Genomic DNA, 15,523 nt, shown 5'->3' on the forward strand with positions numbered 1-15,523 from the left:
CGCCATATGCGGACAACAGGCAGGGTCAGTATCGTTGGAGCGGGACCGGGGGATCCGGAATTCATCACCGTGAAGGCGCTGAAACGTATACAGGAGGCCGACGTGATCTTGTACGACCGGCTGGTCAATGAAGAGCTGCTGTCCTATGCGCCGCCAGAGGCGATCCGCATATACTGCGGCAAAGCCCCGGGGGAGCATGCGGTGCCCCAGGAGGGGATCAACAAGCTGCTCATCCGTTATGGGCTGCAGGGCAAGCGGGTGGTCCGGCTCAAGGGCGGCGATCCCTTCGTGTTCGGTCGTGGCGGGGAAGAGGTGCTGGCGCTTGCCGCCTACGGCATTCCGCATGAGGTCATCCCCGGAATTACATCCGCCATCGGCTCGGCGGCTTCGGCGGGCATTCCGCTAACCCACCGCGGTGTGGCGGCATCCTTCGCCTGTGTGACAGGCAGCCGCTGTCACGGTGATGGTACGCCGGTCCGGTGGGATCTGCTGGCGCACAGTGTGGATACGCTTGTGATCTATATGGGCGTCAAGCAGATACCGTTCATCCGGGAGCAGCTGCTGCTTCATGGCAAGCCTGGTGCGACCCCGGTTGCCTTCATTGAGCAGGGAACGACCCACCTGCAGCGGAGCTTCCTGTGTACCGTGGAGGATATGCAGGAAGTGGCTGCGCAGGTGAAGCTGGGCAATCCGGCGCTGATCGTAGTCGGTGAGGTAGCCCATATTCCGGAGCAGGTCGCAGCGCTGCAGAGCGCTGCGTCCATGCGAATTGGTTAATGGCGGGGGACGCTCGCCGAATCTTAGGTTAAGTCAAATTCTCAAGGCTGTTCAGAGGCAGGTCATGCGGCGGGGCATGGCCTGCTTTTTGTTGCAGGCCTGCTTCCCGGCAGAGGTGCTATCGCGCCTGGTAAATTGCATTTATTATCCGTGGCGGTTCTTGAAGTCGCGTGGTAGGATGGGGGTAATTGAATGGTTTCGTGAATATTCATAATCCAGGAGGTGCCGGCAATGGACCGCCCGCAAAGCATTTTGCCTGACCAGATTGCATTTACCCATGCTGCATTTCCGTTCACAGCCTCCACCACGAGAGGGATCTTCATCGGGGCTCAGCGCCTTCACTGGCATCATGCGCTGGAGCTCAATTATATCCGCAGCGGCACGGGCTATATTGTGATCAATGGGATGAGGCTGTCGTTCAAACAGGGCGACCTTATTCTGATCAACAGCAATGATCTTCACCGGGCCTACGAAACGGACAACCTGGTGATGGACGTGATGATGTTCGAGCCTTCGCTGCTTGCTATCGATTTGAAATATGATCCGGATCTGCTGCTGCCGTTTCGTGCTTTGGGAACGCGTTTCCCGCATGTCGTGAATGCCGACTCGCCGATATATGACGAGCTGGTGCTGCTGTTCAGCCGGATGATGGAGGAGAACCGCATCAAGGGGACGTCCTTTATGAGCCTGATTCGTTCGGATCTGATCCGCTTCTTGAGCCTGGCGAATCGCCATCTCACGGCACCGGCTCAGGAGAAGCAGCGAGTTCCGGTTCCTGTTCGCGGAATGCATGCGCTCAAGGAGGTGCTGCGGACGATGGAGCTACATTTTGCCTACGGGTGGACGCTGCGCGAGCTGGCCGATCTGACGCATCTTAGCCCATCCCGCTTCAGCGCGCTGTTCCAGCAGGTAGTCGGAACGTCGCCGCATCATTATTTGATCCAGCTTCGGCTGACTCATGCCGTTCATCTGCTGGAGACAACGGATCATAAAATTATCGAGATCGCTGAAAGCTGCGGTTTTCGCAATCTGTCCAATTTCAACCGGCTGTTCAAGCTGCATATCGGGGCTTCGCCGAGCGAGGTTCGTGAACGCGCTTATACGGGGGCAGGGGGTTATCCCGGTCCCCAATTGTCTCCACCTGATAAACAGTAAGATTGTATCACTCCCCGGTGGTATAGCGGTAGAAGGAACCGCCCTGCAAGCGGTATGGTAAACGTATACCACCACATGACGCAGCCCAAGGGCGGCGGTAGGAGTGAGACGATGAGTTTGTATCTGGGAGTGGATGCCGGGGGGAGCAAGACGCACGCGGTCATCTGCGATGAGAATGGGAATATTGTAGGTAAGGGAATGTCCGGTAACGGCAATCATCAGACGACTCGCGAGGCGGAGCGCAACATTCAATCGGCCTGTGAGGCAGCGCTGCGGTCGGCCGGGGCGGCTCAGGAAGAGATCAGCTATGCGTATTTTGGGCTCGCCGGCGCGGATCGTGAAGCGGACTTTGCCATTCTGCGTCCGATGATAGCGCGTCTTGGCTATGCGCGGCATGCGATCGCCTGCGACACGATCATCGGCATGCGGGCAGGCACCAGCCGGCCATACGGCGCGGCAATCATCTGCGGTACGGGATTTAACAGTGCGGCCCGAAACCGGGCGGGCGAGGAGTTTCAATACGGAGGATTCGGCTTTGTCTACGGAGACGGCTATGCCGGAGGGGCCGGTTTTGCCCAGCTGGCATTTCGCTCGGTCATTCGCGCCTGGGATGGGCGGGGGCCTAAGACGCTGCTCACGCCGCTGGTGCTCCGGCATCTCGGCTATGACGAGGTGGAGCCGATGTATGAGGATGTCTTGTACGGCAACATTTCGATTCCTCCGAGTCTGGTGAAAATCGTATTCGAAGCGGCCGAGGCCGGCGACGAGGTGGCCACGCGAATTCTGGTCAGCGAAGGAGAAGAGCTGGCCAACGCCGTATGTACACTTGTTCGGCGTCTGGACATGACGCAGGAGATCTTTGACATCGTGTATATCGGCAGCGTGCTGAATCGTCCGAACAGCTCGATACTGACCAGCGCCATCGAGCGGGTGGTGGCAGAACGGGCCCCGGGCGCCCGCTGTGTCCGATTGACATCTGACCCGGTTGTAGGGGCGTTGATGTGTGCGATGGAAGCGGACGGGCGGACGATTAAACCGGAGACGGAAGTCAGGCTTAAAGCGTTTGTGTTTGATGAAGAGAGCGTATGAGGGAATCTGAGGCCATATTAGGGAACGGAACAATCATGGGAGGCGATTTGACGTGAAGCATTCGTCGGGCTTGAAAATAGCGGTGATCGGAGGAGGCTCCTCCTACACGCCGGAAATTGTGGAGGGCTTTATCCGTCATTATGATCAAATGCCGGTTCGCGAGCTGTGGTTCGTGGACATTGAAGAGGGCAAGCATAAGCTGGATATCGTCGGCAATCTGGCGAAGCGGATGGTGAAGGAGTCCGGGCTGCCGATCGAGGTCCATCTGACGCTGGACCGGAGACGGGCGATTGAAGGGGCGGATTTCGTTACGACACAGATGCGGGTCGGTCTGCTGGCCGCCCGGAAGCTGGATGAGCATATTCCGATCATGCATGATGTGATCGGGCAGGAAACGACCGGACCTGGCGGCATGATGAAGGCGCTGCGCACCGTGCCGGTCATCCTCGACATTTGCCGGGATATCGAGGAGCTGGCGCCGAACGCATGGATGCTCAATTTTACGAATCCGGCGGGTATTGTGACGGAGGCGGTTGCCAAGCACAGCCGGGTGAAGTCGGTCGGGCTGTGCAACTCCCCGATCAATTTCCAGAAGTTCTTGGCGGCGGAATACGGCGTGCCGGAGAAGGACGTGCTCGCTGAATTTGTCGGCATCAACCATCTGCACTGGGTTACCTCGGCTATCGTAAATGGGGAGGAGAAGCTGCCGGAGCTCCTGGACGGGGGCAAGACCTATACGGCCCGTAATGTGCCGACCCTCGGCTGGGATGCTGAGTTTCTGCAATCGCTTGGTGCGATCCCGACCTACTATTTGAAGTACTTCTATATGACTGACAAGATGCTGGCTGATATGAAGGCATCGCTTGCGAAGGATGGCACCCGGGCGGATGTCGTCAGCCGGGTTGAGCAGGAATTGTTCGAGCTGTATAAGGACGAGAATTTGGCGGAGAAGCCAAAGCAGCTTGAGCAGCGGGGCGGTGCCTACTATTCCGAAGCGGCTGTCAATCTGATGAACTCCATCTATAACGACCGGCATGACATTCAGACGCTGAACGTATCCAACGGCTCGATGTATGACTTTCTGCCTGCGGATGCCAGCATCGAGATCAACTGTGTGGTGACCGGACAAGGGCCAATTCCGCTTGCGCCACAGCATGTTCCGGAGCATGTCAAAGGATTGATGCATGCGGTTAAGGTTTACGAGCAGCTGACCATCGAGGCGGCGATTACAGGAGACCGGGGCATAGCGCTGCAGGCGCTGGTGCACCATCCGTTAGTGCCGTCGGTCACCGTGGCCAAGAAGCTGCTGGATGAGATGCTGGAGGCGAACAAGAAATATTTGCCGGCCTTTTATCAAGCGTAGTTTACGAACAGCGAAGAAAAAATGAATTATGACCGATTATAATCCTGACAGCCTTGTTGTCAGGATTATTCGTTTAGGATCGATAGCAGATGACCCACACTTCACCAACCGAAGGAGGGATGCCCGTGAGACTGGATCGTTTGCTTGGAATTACGCTGGAACTGCTGGCCAAGAAGCGGGTGACCGCAGCGACATTGGCTGCCAAATTTGAAGTATCGGTACGCACGGTCTACCGTGACGTGGAGTTGATTAATCAGGCCGGTATTCCGGTTGCATCATTCACCGGCGCAGACGGAGGATTTGAGCTGATGGATGGATTTTATCTGACGAGGCAGCACTTCTCGGTTGACGATTTGTCGGTCATCTATACTCGCACTCGGATTTCGTCCGGAAGTCGGCATCCCGGGTGCGGTAGCTGCACTGATCTACGTCCTCCTTTTCGCTTATTGCACGAGCTGGGTATTCGCGTTTGTCGGCAATACGGTCAGACGGCCGGAGACGGTATCGGGCACAAGCATGATGGTGGTCTATCCGCTCCTGTTCGCCAGCAATGTGCTTGTTGACACCTCGACGATGCCGAGCGGTCTTATGATGGCGATTGACTGGAATCCGATCAGCGTGGCCGTGAGCTTGACGCGGGGACTGCTTCACGGCACGGCGAGTGCTGCCGATAAGGCGGCAGGCCTCGGGGTCGGCCTGCTGCTGCTCGGTATTTTTGCTCCGCTAACGATCTACGTCTACTTACGGAAGCAGTAGCGGCCAAAAGCAGCTCTAGCGCTATACCCCCGAATAGGCCATGAAACCGCCATCAACCGGAATGACCGTGCCGGTCACAAAGCCGGACGTATCGTTATCGACCAGCCACAGCAGCGTGCCGAGCAGATCGGTGGGAACACCGAACCGTCTCATCGGGGTGTGGGTGATGATTTTGCGGGAGCGGTCTGTCAGTGATCCGTCCGGCTGAAGAAGCAGGTCGCGGTTCTGCTCGGTCAGGAAAAATCCCGGTGCGATCGCATTGACGCGAATGCCGGATTCCGCCAGATGAACAGCGAGCCACTGTGTGAAGTTGTTGATCGCTGCTTTGGCTGCGCTGTAGGCCGGAACCTTGGTCATCGGGCTTGGCGCGCTCATGGAGGAGATGTTCAGGACGACTGCTCCCGGGCGGTCCACCATGCTTTCGGCAAATATCTGGGTCGGGATCATCGTGCCGATAAAATTCAGGTCGAACACGTCGCGGAACCCGGAAATGCTCAGTCCGAAAAAGGTGGTGACATCCGGCTGCCCCATATCCTCCGGCCGGAAAATCTCATGGGTGGTGTTGGCATCCTTGCGGTTGCCGCCAGCTCCGTTGATCAGAATGTCGCAGGGGCCGAAGGCCTCGAGAACCGCGGCCTGCGCCTGCCGGACGCTGTTCACATCGGTGACATCACAAGCGACCGCAATCGCTTTGCCGCCAGCGGTCTTGATCTCATCGGCGACATGCTGGCCTTTCTCCACGGTGCGATTCAGCACCGCGACGCTCACACCCTGCCGCCCCAGTTCAAGCGCCATCGCACGGCATAAGACGCCGGAGCCGCCGGTAATGACGGCGGTTTTGCCGGCTAGCGACGGGTGCAGCGGGAGAGCGGGAGCCTCCTGCTCAGCAAGGCCGGCATGGCTGCCTGCGCCTCCCTGATCTGGGCTGACAGGGTGCGCTCCTGCGGAAGGTTCGCGCCCGTCATCTGCGTGATGGGCCGGACCTGATGTTTGTTCATGCAAACTCATCGTGACTCCTCCTTATTTTACAGCGGATTCATTCCTGCGGTAGGCATCCCACAGGCCCCACAAGTACATGATGCCGAGGGCACGGTCATACAGGCCGTAGCCTGGTCTGCACTTCTCGCCCCACAGATGGCGTCCGTGATCCGGTCTGCAATAGCCGGAAAAGCCGTTCTCATGATACGCCCTGACGATGCCGGAAATATCGACGGTTCCGTCCTGTGTCCGATGAGAGGTTTCAATGAAGTCGCCGTTCTCATACACGCGCACATTCCGGATATGCGTGAACGGGATGCGGTCATGGAATTCATGAATCATGGAGATGATGTCATTGTCCGGATTGGCTCCGAGGGAGCCGCTGCACAGGGTGATGCTGTTGGCCGGGCTATCGTACAGGCTCAGAAATCTGCGGAGATTCTCTTGTCCCGTAATGATGCGGGGCAGCCCGAAGATCGACCAAGGCGGATCATCCGGATGAATCGCCATGCGGATGCCGTTTTGCTCCGCAACCGGAATGACGGCCTGTAGAAAATAGTCCAGGTTGCGCCACAGATCGTCGGCGGTTACGCCGCGATAGGCCTCGAACAGGGAGGTGAGATGCATCAGCCGCTCGGGCTCCCAGCCCGGCATCGTCAGCGCGCTGTTCTCGCTGATGTTTCGGACGAGGTCCATCGGGTCAATGCCGTCGATTCTGGATTTTTCGAAGAAGAGGGCGGTTGATCCATCCTCCATTTCCTTGAACAGCTCGGTGCGCGCCCAGTCAAATACAGGCATGAAATTGTAGCAGATGACCTTGACGCCGACCTTGGCCAGCTTCTCGATCGTACGGATGTAATTCTCGATGTACTGGTCCCGTGACGGAAGCCCGAGCTTGATGTCCTCATGCACATTGACGCTTTCCACAACCTCGATATGAAGTCCGTAGCGCTTGGCTTGATCCCGAACCTCCTCGATGCGTGCCAGCGGCCATTCTTCCCCGGCCGGTATGTCATGAAGCGCCCATACAATGCCTTCTACCCCGGGGATTTGTCTGATCTGATCCAGCGTGACTGTATCGTTGCCCTCGCCGAACCATCTGAATACCATACGCAAAATTGTCCACCGCCTTTAACAGGATAAAGATGTACACAGCCTGAAGTTAAGTAAAGATTATATATCTTCCTTGTTTCCGGAAGGCAATTCAAAATACGTCATTTAAAATAATCGGGATGCTTCTCTCGAAGCACGGTCAGATTAGAGATCATGAGGCTGAGATGATGCTGCATCACCTGTTCGGCCGTATCGGCATCCTGCCGCCGGATAGCCTCCGTAATTTCACGGTGCTGTTCATACAGCTGACCCCAGTGCGGATCGGTGGACAACCACAGCATCCGGCTCCGGTTCAGATGGGCATTCATCTGCTGCAGCACGCTCCACGTTCCCTGCTTGCGGCAGCCCTCGAATAGAATCCGGTGAAAAGCCTCATCAAGCTCGAACATTTCACGGCCGTCATGCTTCTCGATGCTATGCTTCTGAGCGGACAGATTGGCATCCAGCTCGGCCAATCGCTCCGCCGGGAACTCGGCGCAGGCGAGCCGGACGACGGCCTTCTCGAGCTGCTCGCGCATGAACCGGGCTTCCTCTACCAGGTCCGGGTCAATGAGCGACACTCGCGTGCCCCGCTGCGGAAGGACGACGACGAGATCTTCCTGAGCGAGCCGAACGAAGCTCTCCCGAACCGGCGTGCGGCTAACTTCGAAGGCAAGCGAAACCTCCTTCTCGGATAAAGCGGTTCCGGGAGGCAGCTCCAAGCTGACAATTTGCTGCTTGAGACGGGAATAGACGTTGTTCCCCGCTGAGCCCGGTTGTGACCGCCAGGATTCAACCATGACATCACCTCCTATTTTGTTCCATACTACCATACTTGTATGGTAGTATGGAACAAAAATTTTAAAGCGCTTTACATTCCGAGGAGGGAATGAATACTGCGTGATCTGAAGCATATCGAATGAACCTGGCCATTGAGAAGGCAACCAATGACAACGGAACAAATGACAAAAAATGATGGCGATCCACTCTTATAGGGTGGGGGGCTATATGATATACTAGAGATAACAAGAACGGGACGGCATCATCGGTTGTTGTGCTGCTGAATTGATAATCGAGGCCGATGCCAAGCCAAGGACCAAGGGGGAAAGGGAATGTCAACAGAGAGCCATACACATGAGTGCGCGGTAACAAGTGAGCGGAAGAGTCACCATTCCGAGAAGACGAAGAACAATCTGATCAGCAGATTGAACCGGATTGAAGGCCAGATTCGCGGTGTGAAGGGCCTGATCGAGAAGGATACGTATTGTGACGATGTTCTGAACCAGATTTCCTCCATACAGTCGGCCTTGAACGGGGTCAGCAAGCTGCTGCTGGAGCACCATATGAAAAGCTGTGTGGTAGAGCGGCTGCAGGAGGGTGACGAGGAAGTCATCACGGAACTGTTAACGACGATGAACAAATTGATGAAATAAACAAAGGCTGGCTTCCAGCCTGCCGCGCGGGCTGAAGCCGGTTCTGTGGGCAGCCTTCGTTCAGCGCATGGGAAGGAACACAGAACCGGGCAGCGCAGGATGGATTCCTTCAAGTCCGCATATGGGCGGACTTGAGATTGGGCTAGAAACGTCCCGGCAGCGTACGGTGGTGATTGGAGGTTATTTCTTGGTCTGTAGCAGCGGGCATCGTTGTTTTTCAGCCCAAGTATGAAAAATCCATTGACGAAATATAGGGTAGGGGGGTATTCTAAATTCAACAACAAAATTAGAAAAAGAGGAGGGATTGACGGTGGAACAGGCAACAATCAGGGTAGAGGGCATGTCGTGCAGCCATTGTGTGAGCTCGGTTGAGGGCGCGTTGAAGGCAAACCATGTACAAGGCACGGTTGATTTGGCGACAGGGACGGTCTCCATACAATATGACCCGGATAAGATCAATCTGGATACGATCAAGAACGTTATCGAGGAGCAAGGCTATACCGTGCGTTAACGACAACAGCGAAGAAATGGGGTGAATCGGCATGGGAACAGATGCAGCCGACAAGGATTATAAGAAGACATCGCTGCAGCTTACCGGCATGACATGTGCCGCTTGTGCGAACCGGATTGAGAAGGGGCTCTCCCGTATGGAAGGGGTGCAGGAGGCCAGCGTTAATTTTGCCTTGGAGAAAGCAGCGGTCGTATATGATCCGGGGGTTGTGACGGTACAGCAGATGGAAGAGAAGATTGAGAAGCTCGGGTACGGCACTGCCAAGGAAACGGCGGATCTGCAGCTGGCAGGCATGTACTGCGCAGCCTGCGCCGTGAAGATCGAGAAGGTGGTCAACCGGATGCCGGGCGTGCAGGAGGCCACCGTCAATTATGCCATGGAGACGGCTCGGGTGGAATATAATCCGGCGGAGGTGTCACTCCAGGATATCCAGCAGCGTGTGGAGAAGCTCGGCTATCAGGCCGTGCCGAAGCAGGAGGCTGAAGGGCGGCAGGATCACCGGGAGCAGGCGATGACTATGCAGAAGCGGAAGTTCATTCTGTCTGCCGTGCTGTCGCTGCCGCTGCTATGGGCGATGGTTGCGCATTTCTCCTTCACCTCCTGGATCTGGATGCCGGACTTGTTCATGAATCCATGGTTCCAGCTGGCGCTGGCCACTCCGGTTCAGTTCTATATCGGCAAGCAGTTTTACGTCGGCGCCTACAAGGCGCTTCGGAACCTTAGCGCCAATATGGATGTGCTGATCGCGATCGGGACATCGGCGGCGTATTTCTATAGCCTGTATTTGACGCTGGATTGGGCAATGGCGGGCGCTTCAGCCCATCATGGGCCGGCGATGTACTACGAGACAAGTGCCATCCTGATCACGCTGGTCATTCTGGGCAAGCTGTTTGAATCGCTGGCGAAGGGACGGACCTCGGAAGCGATTAAAGCGCTGATGGGGCTTCAAGCGAAGACGGCGCTGGTCGTCCGGGACGGCCAGGAAATGACGATTCCGGTGGAACAGGTGCTGGTTGGCGATACGGTCATCGTGAAGCCCGGCGAGAAAATTCCGGTGGACGGCCGGGTCGTGGACGGCATGTCGGCTGTGGATGAGTCCATGCTGACAGGTGAAAGCATACCGGTGGAGAAGAAAGCCGGGGACACGGTGATCGGGGCGACCATGAACAAGAATGGGCGACTGACGTTTACGGCTACCAAGATTGGCAAAGAGACCGCCCTGGCTCAAATTATCAAGGTGGTGGAGGAGGCCCAAGGCTCTAAAGCGCCGATTCAGCGGATCGCGGACGTGATCTCGGGCATCTTCGTACCGATTGTTGTCGGCATTGCCGTGCTGGCCTTTATCGTATGGTATTTCTGGGCTGCGCCGGGCGACTTTGCCCATGCGCTGGAGATCGCGATTGCCATTCTCGTGATTGCGTGCCCTTGTGCGCTGGGCCTGGCCACACCGACCTCGATCATGGCCGGCTCCGGCCGGGCCGCCGAATTCGGTGTGTTGTTCAAGGGCGGCGAGCATCTGGAGGCGACGCATAGGATCGATACCGTCATTCTGGACAAAACGGGAACGGTAACGAAAGGAACTCCGGAGCTGACCGACGTGGAGCCATACGGCATGGAGGAGTCGGAATTCCTCCGTTTGACAGGGGCTGCGGAGAAAGGCTCGGAGCATCCGCTTGCCGAGGCGATCGTGGCCGGAGTTGAGGCCGCGGGGGTGCAGCTGCCGCAAGCAGAGCAATTTGAAGCGATTCCGGGTCACGGCATCCGTTCGGTCGTCGACGGGAGAGAGGTGCTGGCCGGAACAAGAAGGCTGATGGCCGCGAAGCATGTCTCCGTGGAACCCGCGCTGGGCCGCATGTCCGAGCTGGAGTCAGCGGGCAAAACGGCCATGCTGGTGGCTGTCGATGGCAAATATGCCGGACTGGTTGCAGTTGCCGATACGATCAAGGAGACATCGCAGGCGGCGGTGGCGCGCTTGAAGCAGATGGGGATCGAGGTCATCATGATTACCGGCGACAATGAACGCACCGCTCAGGCGATTGCTGCACAGGCCGGAATCGATCAGGTGCGGGCAGAGGTTCTTCCCGAAGGCAAGGCGGATGAGGTGAAAAAGCTGCAGCAGCAAGGCCGGAAGGTGGCGATGGTCGGCGACGGCATCAACGATGCTCCGGCGCTTGCAGTGGCCGATATCGGCATGGCGATTGGCACAGGCACGGATGTCGCCATGGAGGCGGCAGACGTCACCTTGATGAAGGGCGATCTGGGCAGCATTCCGGATGCCATCTATATGAGCCGCCGGACGATGGGCAATATCCGGCAGAACCTGTTCTGGGCGCTGGCCTACAACTCGCTCGGCATCCCGATTGCCGCCATCGGGCTTCTTGCACCCTGGGTTGCCGGGGCGGCGATGGCACTAAGTTCCGTATCGGTGGTGTTGAATGCGCTCCGCCTGCAGCGAATGAAGGTATAATGCACACCTTCGTATGAGCGTATCGCACCGCCCGGAACAAGCGGGGTGGCCTGAAAGCGGATGGTAGGAGAGTCATGAGAAGCCGAAGGCGCTGACGGTTGAGGCAAGTGGTCCGGGGGCTAATCATTTGGCCGGAATACAGAATGGGGCAAGCTGAACGTTGAAATGGGAGTGAGAAGAAGTGGCTATGCGAAAATTTGCGGTAACGCCGGGATTTGAGGTTGGCGGAACGCTGTTCAAGCCGGAGCAGCTGGCCGTGCTGGGCTCCATTGTGGGAGAGAACGCCCGCATCGAGCTGACCACATTTAAGCAGCTGTACGTGGAGATGGACGAAGAACGGATCGAGGAGGTGGAGGTGCAGCTTAAGGAGACGGGGCTGCAAATTCATCCGGCAGGCTTTGTATCCAAAAGTCTGATCACCTGCAACTTTTGCCGAGGGGCTGAGGATTCCGGACTGGATGTTGCCCTGATGCTGGATGAGGCCATCGCAGATCATCCCGTACCGAATCCGCTCAAGATTGGGTACGCCGGATGCGGGCTCGGGACAAGCGAACCTTTGCTTAAGGATATTGCCGTCGTGAAGATTCGGGAGGGTTATGACATCTATGTCGGCGGTGAACCGCGTGGGCTCAAGGCCGGTATTGCCAAGCAGCTGCATTCCGGGCTATCCTCCCGGCAGCTCGTTCCTGTCATTCGGCGGCTGATCTCGGTATATCAGGAAGCCGGCAAGAAGAAGGAGAAGTATTCCCGTTTTGTGGAGCGGATGACGGTGGAGAAGCTGCGCGTGCTGACGCAGGCCGAACTGGAGGCCGTTTAACTGCGAGGCTATAGATTCTTCTCGCCCTGTCATCACTCCTGTATAGGACGAGCTTATTGGCAGCTGTGAAGTACGAAAAGAGCGATCTGTTGTGGCGGCTAGATGCCGCAGGACAGATCGCTCTTTTTGGCTGTTGGAACAGTGGACGCCCCGGCTATCCACAAGACAGCATCTGAATCCGCCATATGCAGTGTGCTGACCGGGGCTATCGCTTGGGTTTACGTTTATGCTTGGGGTTTAATCCCCGTAATATCAGCAAGCAGCTCATAGGAGCGCAGGCGGGCATCGTGATCATAGATTGCCGAGGCCACGATAATCTCATCGGCATTCGTCATTTGCTGGAACTGCTCGAGCTGGGCGCGCACGGTCTTCGGACTGCCGATGGCAGAGAAGCTGAGCTGCCCTTTCACAATGGCCCGCTCCTGTATCGACCACAGTTCCTCCATATTGTCGACCGGAGGCTGCAGCTGACCGGTGCGCCCGCGAATAATATTCAGGAACTGTTGGTAAGCTGAGGTTGCCAGACGCTCAGCTTCCTCATCCGTATCAGCACAGATGACGTTAACGCCGATCATGGCATGCGGATTCGCCAGCTCCTCGGATGGGCGGAAATAGCTGCGGTACAAATCCAAAGCCTGCAGCAGGAAATCCGGTGCAAAGTGGCTGGCAAACGCAAACGGCAGACCCAGCTGTGCAGCGAGCTGGGCACTGAAGCCGCTGGAGCCAAGCAGCCAGATCGGAATGTGGAGTCCTTCACCCGGAATCGCTCTTACCCGCATGGAAGAGCCGGATATCGGGTTGAAGTAGGTGCGCAGCTCGCCCAGGCGATCGGGGAAGTCCTGTCCGTCGCTGCCAGGACCGCGGCGCAGCGCACGGGCGGTCAACTGATCTGATCCCGGCGCGCGGCCAAGACCGAGGTCGATGCGGCCCGGATATAGAGATTCGAGTGTGCCGAACTGCTCGGCAATAACCAGCGGAGCATGGTTAGGCAGCATGATGCCGCCTGATCCGACGCGGATGGTGCTGGTTCCGCCGGCCACATAGCCGATGACCACCGATGTGGCGGAGCTGGCTACGCCTGGCATATTGTGATGCTCGGCCAGCCAGTAGCGGTGGTAGCCCCATTTCTCCGCATGCTGGGCCAGGTCGAGTGTATGTCTTAGCGAGACCGCTGCGGTGCTTCCCGTTGTGATGGATGCAAGGTCCAGGATGGAGATCGGAACGTCGCCAAGCTGTTTGGGACGAGCGGTGTGCTGCTGTTGTTCGGGTTCTGACATTAGGATATGCCTCCTTAATCATAAAGTGGGCGGACATCAATGTATCCATACCGTTCCGTCATTCACCGTCCTGCAGTGGAATGAAAGCGGACTGTTCAAGTGCTATAGCAGCCTGGCGCTCATCTGACTGGCATGGGTGGCCAGTTGTTGCTCGAGCAAACCAAGCTATAGAAACATACAGCGTCGCCAACGCCGCGGTTTGGCCGCGATTGGCGAAACAGGAGGGCCATGCAGCGTATTGGCTCCGGTAGAAGCAGAAAGCGCAGAGCCCACTGTATCGCTATTATATCCTTACTTTTTCACAGGAACAAATGAAAGAACAGCCCTTATTCAGGAACCTGACTTAGAAAACAGGGGATAGCAGCACCCAGAAGGCCGATGGATCGTGATATCGGGTTGACAGTATACTCTGTGATACCTAAATGTCAGTCGTTATGATGCTGTATTGTCAGCTCCTTTATTCCGTTCATATAGGGACGCAGCGCTTGCGGGATATAAATCGACCCGTCTTCCCGCTGATGATTCTCCAGCAGCGGGATCAGAATGCGCGGCGAGGCAACCGCCGTATTGTTCAGCGTATGGCAATAGCGCAGCTGGCCTTCGCTATCGAGGTAGCGAATGTTCGAGCGGCGAGCCTGGAAGTCGAGCAGATTCGAGGACGAATGGGTCTCGCCATAGGCCTGGCGGCTTGGCATCCACGTTTCGATGTCGTACTGCTTGTAGGTTTTCTGCGACATATCGCCTGTGCAGACCGCCACGACGCGGTAAGGCAGCTCAAGCAGCTGCAGCAGCTCTTCGGCATTGGCGGTAATCTCCTGCAGCAGCCGCTCCGAAACCTTTTCGTCCGCTTCGCACAGGATCACCTGCTCCACCTTGGCAAACTGATGCACGCGGTACAGCCCGCTTACATCTCTTCCCGCCGAGCCAACCTCGCTCCGGAAGCATAGCGAAGCGGCTGCCAGGCGGAGCGGCTCGCTCACATCAACAATCTCCCCGCTGTAGAAATTGACCAGCGGCACCTCCGATGTGCCGACAAGCCAGCGGTCTTCGTCTGCGATGGCAAATGCCTGATCCTGTCCCAGCGGGAAGAAGGCCGTGTTCTCCATGGCGGCTGTTCGCACCATCAACGGCACATCGAGCAGCATGAAGCCTTTGTGCATCAGCCTATCCAGCGCCAGCTGCTGAACCGCCCGGTGCAGGAGCACGCCGGCTCCCTTCAGATAATACCCGCGCGACCCTGCGGTTTTGACGCCGCGCCCGATATCCATCATCCCGTGAAGCTCACCGAGCTCGACATGGTCCCTCATGGGGAATGGATACACGGCGGGCTCGCCGATGCTGCGCACCTCCACATTATCCTGATCCGACGCCCCAACAGGGGTATCCGGCGAGACGATATTCGGAACGAGGGCCAGCCTTTCGTTGAAGCGGGCCTCCACCTCCCGGAGCTTCTGCTCCTGTTCGCCGAGCACAAGGTTGATGTGTTTGATTTCCTGCTTTTTCAGCTCAGCCTGATCCTTCGCTCCCTGCTGCATGAGCAGACTGATCTCCTGCGATCCTGCGTTTCGCCGCTGGCGCAGCTGTTCGACTTCCTGGAGCCGCCTGCGTCTGTCGTTGTCCAGATCCAGCAGCTCCGCGACCGATAATTTGATGCCTTTGTGGTCAGCGGCCAGCTGAACCCGTCTCTGATATTGCTCACTTTCCCGAATCGATTTCATATCCAACATCGACGATCCACTCCTTATTCATGAAAATAAAAAAAGCGTCCTTGTCCGTATGGGACGAGGGACGCTTGTTGCGCTCGCGGT

The 15,523-nt window shown here is 57.1% G+C and carries 14 protein-coding genes and 1 pseudogene; 10 read left to right on the top strand and 5 right to left on the bottom strand.

Annotated features, from left to right (window positions below; translation table 11 throughout):
• Positions 1-6: 6 nt before the first annotated feature.
• The 6 genes and pseudogenes from cobA (at position 7) to MKX64_RS11320 (ending at position 5,140) form a co-directional block, all read left to right on the top strand.
• Complete coding sequence (gene cobA / locus MKX64_RS11295; RefSeq protein WP_095265063.1) at positions 7-777, top strand: uroporphyrinogen-III C-methyltransferase; 771 nt, start codon at positions 7-9, stop codon at positions 775-777.
• A gap of 231 nt (positions 778-1,008) precedes the next feature.
• Positions 1,009-1,932 (top strand): AraC family transcriptional regulator, encoded by a 924-nt coding sequence (locus MKX64_RS11300; RefSeq protein WP_095265062.1) that lies wholly within the window; start codon positions 1,009-1,011, stop codon positions 1,930-1,932.
• 111 nt (positions 1,933-2,043) lie between these two features.
• Positions 2,044-3,021: an N-acetylglucosamine kinase gene (locus MKX64_RS11305; RefSeq protein WP_095265061.1), complete on the top strand. Its 978-nt coding sequence runs from the start codon at positions 2,044-2,046 to the stop codon at positions 3,019-3,021.
• Between the two features lie 52 nt (positions 3,022-3,073).
• The gene (locus MKX64_RS11310; protein ID WP_095265060.1) at positions 3,074-4,384 is read left to right on the top strand and encodes a 6-phospho-beta-glucosidase; all 1,311 of its coding nucleotides are present in this window, start codon (positions 3,074-3,076) and stop codon (positions 4,382-4,384) included.
• A gap of 125 nt (positions 4,385-4,509) precedes the next feature.
• Positions 4,510-4,779, top strand: a pseudogene (locus tag MKX64_RS11315) (helix-turn-helix transcriptional regulator); the annotation flags it as partial.
• Complete coding sequence (locus tag MKX64_RS11320) at positions 4,730-5,140, top strand: ABC transporter permease (protein WP_095265059.1); 411 nt, start codon at positions 4,730-4,732, stop codon at positions 5,138-5,140. The pseudogene MKX64_RS11315 and the gene MKX64_RS11320, both read left to right, overlap by 50 nt.
• Before the next feature lie 21 nt (positions 5,141-5,161).
• Here the strand turns inward: MKX64_RS11320 and MKX64_RS11325 are convergent, their stop codons facing one another.
• From MKX64_RS11325 to MKX64_RS11335, 3 genes are all read right to left on the bottom strand, one after another.
• Positions 5,162-6,148, bottom strand: a complete 987-nt coding sequence (locus tag MKX64_RS11325) for an SDR family oxidoreductase (protein WP_341035840.1) — start codon at positions 6,146-6,148, stop codon at positions 5,162-5,164.
• Between the two features lie 12 nt (positions 6,149-6,160).
• Positions 6,161-7,234 carry a mannonate dehydratase gene (uxuA, locus tag MKX64_RS11330; RefSeq protein ID WP_095398864.1) on the bottom strand — a complete coding sequence of 358 codons (1,074 nt, stop codon included), beginning with the start codon at positions 7,232-7,234 and terminating at the stop codon, positions 6,161-6,163.
• 98 nt (positions 7,235-7,332) lie between these two features.
• Positions 7,333-8,010 (bottom strand): GntR family transcriptional regulator, encoded by a 678-nt coding sequence (locus tag MKX64_RS11335; protein WP_095265056.1) that lies wholly within the window; start codon positions 8,008-8,010, stop codon positions 7,333-7,335.
• A gap of 312 nt (positions 8,011-8,322) precedes the next feature.
• Here MKX64_RS11335 and MKX64_RS11340 point away from each other — a divergent pair, with 312 nt between their 5' ends.
• From MKX64_RS11340 to MKX64_RS11355, 4 genes are all read left to right on the top strand, one after another.
• Positions 8,323-8,643, top strand: coding sequence for a metal-sensitive transcriptional regulator (locus MKX64_RS11340; RefSeq protein WP_095265055.1), 321 nt, complete (start codon positions 8,323-8,325; stop codon positions 8,641-8,643).
• A gap of 310 nt (positions 8,644-8,953) precedes the next feature.
• Positions 8,954-9,154, top strand: a complete 201-nt coding sequence (locus MKX64_RS11345; protein WP_095265054.1) for a cation transporter — start codon at positions 8,954-8,956, stop codon at positions 9,152-9,154.
• A 31-nt stretch (positions 9,155-9,185) separates the two neighbouring features.
• Positions 9,186-11,621: a heavy metal translocating P-type ATPase gene (locus MKX64_RS11350; RefSeq protein ID WP_341035841.1), complete on the top strand. Its 2,436-nt coding sequence runs from the start codon at positions 9,186-9,188 to the stop codon at positions 11,619-11,621.
• Between the two features lie 181 nt (positions 11,622-11,802).
• Entirely contained in the window at positions 11,803-12,438 is a 636-nt protein-coding gene (locus tag MKX64_RS11355; RefSeq protein ID WP_330164058.1) for a nitrite reductase, read from the top strand.
• Positions 12,439-12,662: 224 nt separating this feature from the next.
• On the opposite strand, the gene MKX64_RS11360 is transcribed toward MKX64_RS11355, so the two are convergent.
• Positions 12,663-13,715 carry an LLM class flavin-dependent oxidoreductase gene (locus tag MKX64_RS11360; RefSeq protein ID WP_095265051.1) on the bottom strand — a complete coding sequence of 351 codons (1,053 nt, stop codon included), beginning with the start codon at positions 13,713-13,715 and terminating at the stop codon, positions 12,663-12,665.
• A gap of 425 nt (positions 13,716-14,140) precedes the next feature.
• Positions 14,141-15,442, bottom strand: a complete 1,302-nt coding sequence (gene serS, locus MKX64_RS11365; RefSeq protein ID WP_155618924.1) for a serine--tRNA ligase — start codon at positions 15,440-15,442, stop codon at positions 14,141-14,143.
• Positions 15,443-15,523 lie beyond the last annotated feature (81 nt).

This window comes from Paenibacillus sp. FSL M8-0334 (genome assembly GCF_038000405.1).
In the GTDB taxonomy this organism is placed as follows: domain Bacteria; phylum Bacillota; class Bacilli; order Paenibacillales; family Paenibacillaceae; genus Paenibacillus_AQ; species Paenibacillus_AQ campinasensis.

What these genes read in the sequence shown, in the direction of transcription:
- cobA (WP_095265063.1), top strand. Translation starts at nt 7, where the DNA reads ATGCGGACAACAGGCAGGGTCAGTATCGTTGGAGCGGGACCGGGGGAT.
- MKX64_RS11300 (WP_095265062.1), top strand. Translation starts at nt 1,009, where the DNA reads ATGGACCGCCCGCAAAGCATTTTGCCTGACCAGATTGCATTTACCCAT.
- MKX64_RS11305 (WP_095265061.1), top strand. Translation starts at nt 2,044, where the DNA reads ATGAGTTTGTATCTGGGAGTGGATGCCGGGGGGAGCAAGACGCACGCG.
- MKX64_RS11325 (WP_341035840.1), bottom strand. Translation starts at nt 6,148, where the DNA reads ATGAGTTTGCATGAACAAACATCAGGTCCGGCCCATCACGCAGATGAC.
- MKX64_RS11335 (WP_095265056.1), bottom strand. Translation starts at nt 8,010, where the DNA reads ATGGTTGAATCCTGGCGGTCACAACCGGGCTCAGCGGGGAACAACGTC.
- MKX64_RS11340 (WP_095265055.1), top strand. Translation starts at nt 8,323, where the DNA reads ATGTCAACAGAGAGCCATACACATGAGTGCGCGGTAACAAGTGAGCGG.
- MKX64_RS11350 (WP_341035841.1), top strand. Translation starts at nt 9,186, where the DNA reads ATGGGAACAGATGCAGCCGACAAGGATTATAAGAAGACATCGCTGCAG.
- MKX64_RS11360 (WP_095265051.1), bottom strand. Translation starts at nt 13,715, where the DNA reads ATGTCAGAACCCGAACAACAGCAGCACACCGCTCGTCCCAAACAGCTT.
- serS (WP_155618924.1), bottom strand. Translation starts at nt 15,442, where the DNA reads ATGTTGGATATGAAATCGATTCGGGAAAGTGAGCAATATCAGAGACGG.